This window comes from Vibrio sp. JPW-9-11-11 (assembly GCF_013369335.1).
Classification (GTDB): domain Bacteria; phylum Pseudomonadota; class Gammaproteobacteria; order Enterobacterales; family Vibrionaceae; genus Vibrio.
In genome coordinates, this window is the sequence record NZ_SZQJ01000006.1 from 75,356 (window position 1) to 86,356 (window position 11,001).

The following is an 11,001-nucleotide window of genomic DNA, read 5'->3' on the forward strand; positions in this document are numbered from 1 at the left end:
GTTAAGATATGGACAGTTAAAGATAAACCTGTAGTCACTATGAAAAAAACAACGCTCATTAAAACAGCATTTGCGTCTTCAATTGCACTTTCTGCAACTTTCGCATCTTCTGCAATCGCATCACCAATCGTCGTTCCTGATGCTCCTCAAATCGCAGCGAAAGGCTATGTGTTGATGGATTACCATTCAGGCAAAGTTCTCGCAGAAAAAGAGATGAACACTAAGCTTTCTCCAGCAAGCTTAACCAAAATGATGACCAGCTACGTGATTGGTCAGGAGCTAGAGCGCGGCAACATCTCACTTCAAGACGATGTAACCATCAGCAAAAATGCTTGGGCCAAAAACTTCCCAGACTCTTCAAAGATGTTTATCGAAGTCGGCACGACGGTAAAAGTCGAAGATCTTAACCGCGGCATCATCGTCCAGTCAGGTAACGATGCCTGTGTGGCGATGGCTGAGCACATCGCAGGCTCTGAAGATGCCTTCGTCGATTTAATGAACGCTTGGGCTGACACTATCGGCATGAAGAATACCCACTTCGCCAATGTTCATGGGCTGGATAACCCGAACCTCTACTCTACACCTTACGATATGGCACTACTTGGTAGCGCGCTGATCCGCGATGTACCTGACGAGTATCGTATTTACTCAGAGAAAAAATATACTTACAACGGTATTACTCAATACAACCGCAATGGCCTGCTCTGGGATAAGAGCATGAATGTGGATGGCATTAAAACTGGACACACCAGCAACGCAGGCTACAGCTTAGTGAGCTCAGCCACTGAAGGTAAAATGCGCCTTGTCGCGGTTGTGATGGGTACACGAGATGCCAATGCGCGTAAATCAGAGAGCAAAAAGCTTTTGAGCTACGGCTTCCGCTTCTTTGAAACAGTGGCACCACACAAAGCGGGGGAAACCTTCGTTGAAGAGAAAATTTGGATGGGCAACAAGGACACCGTTGCGCTGGGTCTTGATCAAGACACTTACGTGACGCTACCTCGCGGCCAAGCAAAAAGCTTAAAAGCCAGCTTCATCCTTGAAAAACAGCTCGAAGCCCCAATCATGAAAGGTGACGTAGTCGGTAAGCTATACTACCAATTAGAAGGCGACGACATCGCTGAGTACCCACTGCTTGCATTGGAAGATGTCGAACAAGGTAGCCTATTCAGCCGTCTATGGGATTACATCGTGATGCTGTTTAAGAGCTTCTTGTAATTCATACATTTAGTATGAAAAGAGCCGCCTAGCGCGGCTCTTTTCATTTTTAACACCAGCGCGCTGGCTTGAGTTCGACCTCATTTGCCAGTACTATTCCGCGCTATCAAGACCATTTTTCCAACTTGGAGTTTCAACATGCTGAACATTAACTCAGATGCAAAACTGAAAGACCTGCTAGAGTTCCCTTGTTCTTTTACCTATAAGGTAATGGGCTACGCTAAGCCAGAGCTACCAGAGAGGGTTTTAGAAGTGATCCAACGCCATGCTCCAGGTGACTACAGCCCAACGGTTAAACCCAGCGCGAAAGGCAACTATCACTCTGTCTCTATCAATATCACCGCGACATCGATAGAGCAGGTCGAAACCCTGTATAAAGAACTGGGTGAAATCGACATAGTGCGCATGGTTCTCTAATTTTATTTGATGTTATCAACTTTTTTTGAAAGCAGCGTTAGCTGCTTTCTTTATATATATCAAATGGATAAGTAAACCTCTCATTCACCAAGGTCAAAAATCTGTGGCTAAGATGTAGTTCATTGACCCGAAGCAGTTTATAATCTTTTCACTTTATTAATCGATGATGGAATAAGGCAATGCATAACCAGCTTGTAGTAAAACATCTGGGAAGACAGGATTACGAGCCAATTTGGCAAGCGATGCATGACTTCACCGATAACCGAACGGAAGAGACTGCGGATGAAGTGTGGCTGGTAGAGCACAATCCAGTCTTTACTCAAGGTCAGGCAGGTAAAGCGGAACATTTGCTCAACACCGGTGATATTCCCGTCGTACAAAGTGATCGCGGTGGTCAGGTTACCTATCACGGTCCAGGGCAATTGGTTGCCTATTTCCTCATCAACCTGCGCCGTAAAAAGCTTGGCGTGCGAGATCTCGTTACCCACATCGAGAATCTCGTAATCAGCACGCTGAAAGCATACAATATCGAGTCAGCGGCACGACCGGATGCTCCGGGTGTGTATGTCGATGGCAAAAAAATCTGTTCTTTAGGGCTTAGAATCCGTAAAGGGTGTTCATTTCATGGCTTAGCGCTGAATGTGAACATGGACCTTTCGCCTTTCCAGCGCATTAACCCGTGTGGTTATGCCGGGATGGAAATGGTTCAAGTCAGCCAATTAGGTGGGCCTAATGAGGTTATCCAGGTTGAACACAAACTAGTCGAAGAGCTAGTCAAACTACTGGGTTATGAGCAGGTAGAATTCATCTCTACCAGCAACCACTCGGCCACCAGCAACGAGAAGTAAGAGAAGCATGAGTAAACCAATCCAAATGGAAAAAGGCGTTAAGTATCGCGACGCTGATAAGATGGCACTGATTCCGGTTAAGAATATGCCAGCCGAACAGAAAGAAGTTCTTCGCAAGCCTGAGTGGATGAAGATCAAGCTGCCGGCAGACAGCCAGCGTATTCAAGATATTAAATCAGCGATGCGTAAGAACAACCTGCACTCAGTCTGTGAAGAAGCCTCTTGTCCTAACCTTGCCGAGTGTTTTAACCACGGTACGGCGACCTTCATGATTCTCGGGGCGATTTGTACTCGTCGCTGCCCATTCTGTGATGTGGCCCACGGTCGCCCACTCGCTCCTGAAGCAGAAGAACCCAAGAAGCTCGCTAAAACCATTCAAGATATGAAGCTCAAATACGTGGTTATCACCTCGGTAGACCGCGATGATCTGCGTGACGGTGGCGCACAGCATTTTGCCGACTGTAACCGCGAAATCCGGGCACTGAATCCAAACATCAAGATAGAGACTTTAGTCCCCGACTTCCGTGGCCGTATGGATGTCGCTCTCGATCTCATGAAAGACAACCCGCCAGATGTGTTCAACCACAACTTAGAGACCGCGCCGCGTTTATATCGTAAGGCCCGCCCTGGCGCGAACTACAAATGGTCACTGCAATTACTACAGAAGTTCAAACAACAACATCCTGATATTCCGACTAAATCAGGCTTAATGATGGGCTTGGGCGAAACGAAAGAAGAGATCATCGAAGTACTCAAAGATCTGCGCGCTCACGGTGTGACCATGTTAACGCTTGGCCAATATCTGGCACCAAGTCGCCACCACCTACCAGTCGAGCGCTACGTGCCGCCATCAGAGTTTGACGAACTCAAAGAGATCGCTCTTGATTTAGGCTTTACCCATGCAGCCTGTGGCCCATTTGTCCGCTCATCGTACCATGCCGATCTGCAAGCTCAAGGTATTGAAGTCGGCTAGCCTGACATTCTAGAGTGATGACTAAGCCAGCGCAAAACGCTGGCTTTTTTGTTGTTGAATGAGATGCCACACTTATATAGTCTTAGCGTTAGCGAAAACGACTAGAATTGAATTAATTAAACAGATAATCCAGGATCTATTATGAAAACATTTGGACTGATGGCATTGACAGCGTTAGTGGCAGTGACTACAGGTTGTGCGAGTAACACCGAGCAAGATAACTTCCGCGAAGCCTCATTTGAACTGTGTAATACAGAGGTCGATATTTATTCAGTCAGTGACGATGGTCGCGTGCGTATCGTCTGTTCCGATGGCTCTAAGTTCGCATTAACCAGTGAAGAGACCTTGACCACTATGCGCGACATCAATATCGATTACTGTGACGGTGAAGGGTTAGGTAAATTTAACGAAAGCAGCAAATACTACTCGTTTAAATGTAAATCGGGCACCTTGCTCAGCCTACCTAAATAGAAAAAATTTCGGTGAAAAAAGGTTGATGTGAACACATCAACCTTTTTTATTTCTCCCTTGCTCTCGTTCTTTGATATCCACTCAGACGCCCTATTTCCTGCGGATACAAAAAAGCCCCATCACAAGATGAGGCTTCAAATCGTTTCAAAGTAGATGTGTGAAGTTCAAGGAGAATACACGGAGTTTGCGCTAGCAAATCAGTATATTCGACGCAGAAGTTCGCTCACTCTACCAAGTAAAATTAAGCGTAAACGGGTAGACGCTTACAGATTTCTAATACTTTCTGTTTTGTCGCTTCGATAACGTCCTCATTGCCGATGTTATCTAGTACGTCACACATCCAGTTCGCGAGCTCTTTCGCATCTTGCTCAGTGAAACCTCGGCGAGTAATTGCAGGCGTACCAACACGAATACCAGACGTCACAAACGGGCTACGAGGGTCGTTTGGCACTGAGTTTTTGTTAACAGTAATATTGGCCGCACCAAGTGCTGCATCTGCATCTTTACCTGTGATGTCTTTATCGATCAAATCCACCAAGAACAGGTGGTTTTCGGTGCCGTTAGAGACGATCTTGTAACCGCGCTCTTGGAACTGTGCCACCATCGCTTTAGCATTTTTCACCACGCGCGCTTGGTACGCTTTGAATTCTGGCTCCATTGCCTCTTTAAACGCGACCGCTTTACCCGCGATAACGTGCATTAGCGGGCCACCTTGTCCACCAGGGAAGACAGCTGAGTTGAGCTTCTTGTACATCTCTTCGCCAGCGTTAGACAAGATTAGACCACCACGTGGACCAGCCAGAGTTTTGTGTGTTGTGGTTGTTACAACGTGTGCATGAGGCACTGGCGTTGGGTATTCACCCGCCGCAATTAGGCCAGCTACGTGCGCCATATCAACAAATAGGTAAGCGTCGACTTTATCTGCAATTTCACGCATACGCTTCCAATCAACAATTTGTGAGTAAGCAGAAAAACCACCGATGATCATCTTTGGTTTGTGCTCAAGGGCAAGCTGCTCCATCTCGTCGTAATTAATCTGACCCGCTTCGTCAATGCCGTAAGGGATAACGTTGTAGTGCTTACCAGAGAAGTTTACCGGAGAACCGTGAGTCAAGTGACCACCGTGCGCTAGGCTCATTCCTAGAACTGTATCGCCTGGGTTCAGCAGCGCCATGTAAACGGCACTGTTCGCTTGAGAACCAGAGTGAGGTTGAACGTTCGCGTACTCACAACCAAACAGCTGACACGCACGATCAATGGCGAGAGCTTCCGCTTTATCTACATACTCACAACCGCCATAGTAACGCTTGCCTGGATAACCTTCCGCATACTTATTGGTTAGCTGAGAGCCTTGCGCTTCCATTACACGTGGGCTGGTGTAGTTCTCAGAAGCGATAAGTTCAATGTGTTCTTCCTGGCGAAGAGTCTCTTCTTGGATTGCTGCGAACAATTCCGCATCGTAATCGGCGATGTTCATATCACGCTTTAGCATCTGTATCTCCTGACTCAGATTAAAACTTAAAGTGGTAAAAACTGATTTTGACCCTAATAATCCACGCATTTACACCTGCGCAAACGTTTGCATCGAGCTAATGACGCGCATTCTACAGAATTTGATCTGCGTCATAAAGAGAAAAATACACTTTTTCTCATGCAGTTTTTTCATGGTGTTTTACAAAGAATGTCATGTTGAACATTTTTCTCAACTCAAGCTGAGCAAAGTGTCAATTCTCTCCTTTACACTCCGTAAAACGATAATTACATAGGTTTACCTTAATTTTCACCCTCAAGCTACCGAAATCCACATTTTTTAAATAGTATGCACGCCATTAATTGCTAGTTAAGTTTAAAATTGATGGAAAAACACTCACGAAAAGAAGATTGGATCGCAATATTGACGGGCACTTTCCTTGTTGCTCAAGGGTTCTTCTTTCTTCAATCGGCTTCGTTACTAACAGGCGGTACGGCAGGTTTGGCGCTGCTAGTGAGCCAAATGAGCTCGTTGTCATTGGGTACGCTTTACTTTATTGCCAATAGCCCATTTTATCTTCTGGCTTGGCGACGCTTCGGCTCACGCTTTGCGGTTAATAGTGCAATTTCCGGGGCACTCGTGTCTGTTTTTACTGATCACCTTTACCTTGTGATCAGCCTAGATAGCATCAACCCCTTATATTGCGCAGTGGCAGGCGGTTTGTTGATGGGATTAGGCATGCTTATTCTGTTTCGCCATCGTTCAAGTCTTGGTGGTTTTAATGTGTTGTGCTTGTTTATTCAGGATAAGTTTGGCATTTCCGTCGGTAAGTCCCAACTGGCGATCGATATTGGCATTCTCGTCACCTCGCTATTTTTCGTTCCGACACAAACCATACTGCTCTCTATTGTCGGCGCGGTTGCATTGAACTTGGTATTAGCAATGAACCATAAGCCCACTCGCTACTCAGTCAATTACAGTTAGAACGACAGACAATAAAAAAGAGTAGACGTTTAACGCCTACCCTTTTTTAGGTATTCAAACTCAATTCAGTTCGCCATGAGAGCTGCGCGCTTTAACATCATGGCTTAACTCTCTATCCAGCTCTGCTGCGACATGGCCCGGCGATTGAGTGTGACCGGATATCAAACGATACATCGCCGGAATTACGAACAGCGTCACCAAGGTCGCGAATCCCATACCGAAGAAGATCACCGTCCCCACCGACACGCGGCTTTCATACCCAGCTCCCGTTGATAAAATCAAGGGGATGGCTCCTGCTAGAGTCGTAAATGCGGTCATCATGATCGGTCTTAAGCGACGCGCCGATGCATCAATAATCGCCTTCTCAAATTCGATCCCTCGGTCACGCAACTGGTTGGCAAACTCGACAATCAAAATGCCGTTTTTGGTGACCATACCAATCAGCATGATCATACCGATTTGACTATAGATATTGAGCCCTTGCTGCATCACAAACAAACCGAGAAAGCCACCAAATACGCCCATTGGCACGGTAAACATCACCACCAGTGGGTTAATAAAGCTTTCAAATTGGGCCGCGAGCACTAGGTATGCCACTAATAGTGCCAGTGCAAACACCACCAACACGCTTGATTGGTTCTCTTTGTAATCTTTTGATTCACCAGAGTAGCTAACGGAAATGTCACCAGGGAGAAGCTCAATCGCTTGCTGATCCAAATAATCGAGCGCATCGCCTAGCGTATAACCATCGGATAAGTTCGCGGTAATCGTGACCGACTTTTGCTTGTTATAGTGAGACAAACGAATCGAAGAGGCGACCTCTTCTATCTTAGTCACCGCATCGAGCGTCACCAGCTCTCCCGACGCCGTTCTCATATAAATTTGGCTTAAGTCCGATGCATTGTTAAAGCTGTTTTCATCGCCGCGCAAGTAGACATCGTACTCCTCGCCTCGCTCCACGTAAGTGGTTTCACTTTTCCCACCGAGCATGATTTCTAACGTATCAGAGATGTCTTTGACGCTGATGCCAAGCTCTGCAGCGCGCTGCTTGTCAATCGTGACCACCAGCTCTGGTGTTTTCTCTGAGTAGTTGATGTCTGCCCCTTCCATATATGGCGAGTCTTCGGCCAACTGCTCGAGTTTTTCTGCCCATGATTTGAGCTCTGTGTAATCGGAGCCACCAAGCACAAACTGAACCGGCTCACTAGAGCCACCTCTAAAGCCAGGCATAAACGGGAAGATGCGCACGTCTGCGATACCCGACAACGCTTTTCTGACCTGACCCAAGGCTTGTTGAGCAGTGACATCTCGATCATTCCAGTCTTCCAAAATCATAATCACAAAACCCGTTTGGTCTCCGGCATTACCACCAAACGCTGGCGATTGAATACTGAAAGATTTCAAGAAGCCTTGTCCGAGCAAGGGCAGTAAACGTTGCTCAATGACATCCATGTTGGCCGCCATACGGTTGTAACTGGTCGCATCCGCGCCGCGAGCAAAAGCAAAGATGACGCCTCGGTCTTCAGACGGTGTCAATTGCGACGGCACTTGCTGCATCAACCCCCAACTTCCGCCGACACAAGCTAAGATGATCACCGGCGCAAGCCACTTTCCGCGCAACGCGAGGGTCAGCGCTCGACGATAGCCAGATTCCAAACGACCAAACAAACGATCAATAAACCGATTGAAACGGCTCGGCTTCACGTTCGCTTTGAGTAATTTACTGCCCAATACTGGGGTTAAGGTCAGTGCGATAAGTGACGAAAAAATTACCGCCATGGCGAGCAACACCGAAAACTCAGTGAATAGCAAACCGACCATGCCATCCATAAACGAAATAGGCAAAAACACCATCACCAATACGAGCGTGGTTGCCACAACGGCAAACCCGACTTCGCGTGCGCCTTTGTAGGCTGCGAGCAGCGGTTTTTCGCCACGTTCGATATGGTGAAAAATATTCTCGACCACCACAATCGCATCATCTACGACTAATCCGATCGATAGAATAAGCGCCATCAAGGTGATCAAGTTGATCGAGAAACCAAAGTAGTAGGCAGCAATAAACGAAGAGATGAGTGACACGGGCACCGTGACCGCAGGTATCAAAGTCGCTCTGGCTTGACCAATAAAGATATACAGTACCAGTATCACCAGCCCCCCAGTGATAAACAACGTGTTATACACTTCAGAGATCGAGCGGTCGATAAACACTGTGGAATCGTAATCGATGGCTAAGCGAGTGCCCTCTGGCAAAAACTGTTGAATGTCGTCGACCTGTTTATGCACAAGCTCAGCAACCTCTAGGGGGTTAGCATCCGACTGAGGCACAATCCCCATACTGACGTTCACTACCCCATCACTTTTGAAGGTCGAGTTTTCGTTTTCTGCTCCGATGAAGACATCAGCGACATCGCGTAGATAGATCGGTGAGTTATCACTACCGCGCTTGACGACCAGATACTCAAAATCTTCAGCTTGGTTATAGCTGCGGGCGGTGCGTACCGACATAACGATTTGGTCGTTGCGCACCTCACCACCCGGACTTTCAATGTTCTCATTACGCAGTGCGGTAGTGATGTCTGTCGTTGTGACACCACGGCCAGCCATTTGGTCAGGCTTAAGCTTCACATACATCACCTTATACAAACCACCAGAGACATCGACCGAACTGACGCCCGAAATCAAACTAAAGCGGTCGATCAACACCCTTTCAACATAGTCGGTTAACTGAGTGCGGTCCATCTCAGAAGAGCTTAAATTGATATAAAGAGACGCTTGCCCAGAACCGTTATTCTTAAACACCACCGGGTCATCGGCTTCGTCAGGCAATGCTCGCTGAGCCCGTGCAACCGCATCACGCACGTCGCTGACCCCGGTATTGAGGTCATAACCGAGCTCAAAGGTAATGGTAATTCGCGACATGCTATTACGCGTGGTTGATTCTATTTCGTCAATACCGCTGATCCCTGAGAGCTGGTCTTCGAGTACCGAGGTAATCTGACTCTCAATAATGGTCGCAGAGGCACCTTCGTAGCGCGTGCTGATGGAAACCACCGGGTTTTCAATATCAGGCATTTCACGTACCGCCAGCTTGCTAAACGAGACGATACCAAATACGCACAGCAGTAAGCTCAACACTACAGCTGCGACAGGGCGTTTTACCGAAATATCAGACAACAGCATTAGTTGCCCCCTTGCGTCGGCTCAGAGTTAGTTGATGGTGCCAACTCAGTCACTGCCACGCCATCACGCATATTGACAATACCTTGTACAACAATCTTATCGCCAATGGTGACGCCTTCTTCGATCACAACCTGATTCTCAACACGCGCCCCTAATTTGACTTCAGTGCGCGTTGCCTTGTTGTCGTCGCCAACCACATAGACATAGCGCTTAGTACCTGAATACTCGAGGGCTTGGACGGGGATAATTGGCGCTTCCATTGGTGGAAAGTCCATATCCGCAGACACCAACATACCTGGCTTGAGTGCTAAATCGGGGTTGGCAAAGTGAATACGCACTCGCAGGTTTAATGTCTGTTGATTGATGCGCGAGTCGATCGCGACCAGCTCACCCGTAAACACTTTACCTGGCCAAGCGGCCGTGGTGGCCGTAACCTTCATGCCTTTTTGCAGTTGCGCCAAATAACGTTCAGGAACTTGTAAATCAAGCTGCATCACCGACAGATTGTCTAATGACAACAGCTCACTTCCTGATGTCACCAACTTACCTCGGCTAAAATCAATAAAGCCTACCGTCCCGGCAAAGGGTGCGCGGATATGTAAGTCATTGAGATTCGCGTTGGCAGCATCGAGTCGAGCTTGGGCAATGTCGACAGCCGCTTTTTGCGCATTGATCGCCGTTTGAGTAATCGCATTGCTTTTCACTAAGCGTTCGTACTCCTGCAGCACCCTTTGTTGATCTTTTAAATAGGCTTTCGCTTCAGCCAGCGCAGCCGAAGCTTTGTCATCATCCAACTTGACCAAAAGCTGGTCTTTACGCACAGGTTGATTGGCTTTGACCGCTATGACATCGATTTTGCCTGTCACCTCAGACGAAATCATTACCGCTTGCTCCGCATCCAGCTTACCGACCAATACCAAAGATTGTGACACTTGGTGGGTCTGTACCTGCTCGGTCACCACCGTCACCGCAGACGCTCCCGGTCGGTTAGCATACGAGTTCGGCGCCGCCACTAGCATAGAGACCGAGAGAAGGCTCAGAATAATCTTACTTTTCATATTTTTTGGATTCTGCATTAATAAACTCTATGTATTGTAGCCAGTTATACGCTTTAAAAACGTCAAGGAATGTAAAGAGTGAGAAATAATATGTAAGCAAAACCGTTGATTGTTTGGCCTTTTAGGTTAATTTCCAACGACCTTGCCCAAAAAGGCACCATTCAGCGCAAAATTATACGAAAAACTCTTTACAGCTTTTCCGAGTTTGCTATGATGCGCTCCGCACTTGAGCAATGCGTTGGGAAAACATTGTGTCAAGCTTATTCTGATTAAGAATAAGAAAACACCCTGGAGGGGTTCCCGAGTGGCCAAAGGGATCAGACTGTAAATCTGCTGGCACTGCCTTCGATGGTTCGAATCCGTCCCCCTCCACCATAT

At 47.3% G+C, this 11,001-nt stretch carries 9 protein-coding genes and 1 tRNA gene; 7 read left to right on the plus strand and 3 right to left on the minus strand.

Going from position 1 to position 11,001, the window contains the following annotated elements; all coding sequences use genetic code 11:
- Positions 1–39: 39 nt before the first annotated feature.
- From FCU94_RS10180 to FCU94_RS10200, 5 genes are all read left to right on the plus strand, one after another.
- Positions 40–1,218, plus strand: coding sequence for a serine hydrolase (locus FCU94_RS10180; protein WP_176288438.1), 1,179 nt, complete (start codon positions 40–42; stop codon positions 1,216–1,218).
- Between the two features lie 138 nt (positions 1,219–1,356).
- The gene (gene ybeD / locus FCU94_RS10185) at positions 1,357–1,635 is read left to right on the plus strand and encodes a DUF493 family protein YbeD (RefSeq protein WP_176288439.1); all 279 of its coding nucleotides are present in this window, start codon (positions 1,357–1,359) and stop codon (positions 1,633–1,635) included.
- Between the two features lie 179 nt (positions 1,636–1,814).
- A complete protein-coding gene (gene lipB / locus FCU94_RS10190; RefSeq protein ID WP_176288440.1) occupies positions 1,815–2,483 on the plus strand; it encodes a lipoyl(octanoyl) transferase LipB in 669 nt (222 codons plus the stop codon).
- A 7-nt stretch (positions 2,484–2,490) separates the two neighbouring features.
- Positions 2,491–3,456, plus strand: coding sequence for a lipoyl synthase (gene lipA, locus FCU94_RS10195; RefSeq protein WP_176288441.1), 966 nt, complete (start codon positions 2,491–2,493; stop codon positions 3,454–3,456).
- Between the two features lie 141 nt (positions 3,457–3,597).
- Positions 3,598–3,927, plus strand: coding sequence for a hypothetical protein (locus FCU94_RS10200; RefSeq protein ID WP_176288442.1), 330 nt, complete (start codon positions 3,598–3,600; stop codon positions 3,925–3,927).
- 241 nt (positions 3,928–4,168) lie between these two features.
- Here FCU94_RS10200 and glyA read toward each other — a convergent pair whose 3' ends face one another.
- Positions 4,169–5,419: a serine hydroxymethyltransferase gene (gene glyA / locus FCU94_RS10205; RefSeq protein WP_176288443.1), complete on the minus strand. Its 1,251-nt coding sequence runs from the start codon at positions 5,417–5,419 to the stop codon at positions 4,169–4,171.
- Between the two features lie 363 nt (positions 5,420–5,782).
- Here glyA and FCU94_RS10210 point away from each other — a divergent pair, with 363 nt between their 5' ends.
- Positions 5,783–6,382, plus strand: a complete 600-nt coding sequence (locus FCU94_RS10210; RefSeq protein WP_176288444.1) for a YitT family protein — start codon at positions 5,783–5,785, stop codon at positions 6,380–6,382.
- A gap of 60 nt (positions 6,383–6,442) precedes the next feature.
- On the opposite strand, the gene vexH is transcribed toward FCU94_RS10210, so the two are convergent.
- Positions 6,443–9,565, minus strand: a complete 3,123-nt coding sequence (gene vexH / locus FCU94_RS10215; protein ID WP_176288445.1) for a vibriobactin export RND transporter permease subunit VexH — start codon at positions 9,563–9,565, stop codon at positions 6,443–6,445.
- Positions 9,565–10,623, minus strand: coding sequence for an efflux RND transporter periplasmic adaptor subunit (locus tag FCU94_RS10220; RefSeq protein WP_176288447.1), 1,059 nt, complete (start codon positions 10,621–10,623; stop codon positions 9,565–9,567). Before FCU94_RS10220 ends, vexH begins: the two co-directional genes overlap by 1 nt.
- Positions 10,624–10,913: 290 nt before the next feature.
- On the opposite strand from FCU94_RS10220, the gene FCU94_RS10225 reads away from it, so the two are divergent.
- Positions 10,914–10,998 (plus strand) — tRNA-Tyr (locus FCU94_RS10225).
- Positions 10,999–11,001: the final 3 nt, after the last annotated feature.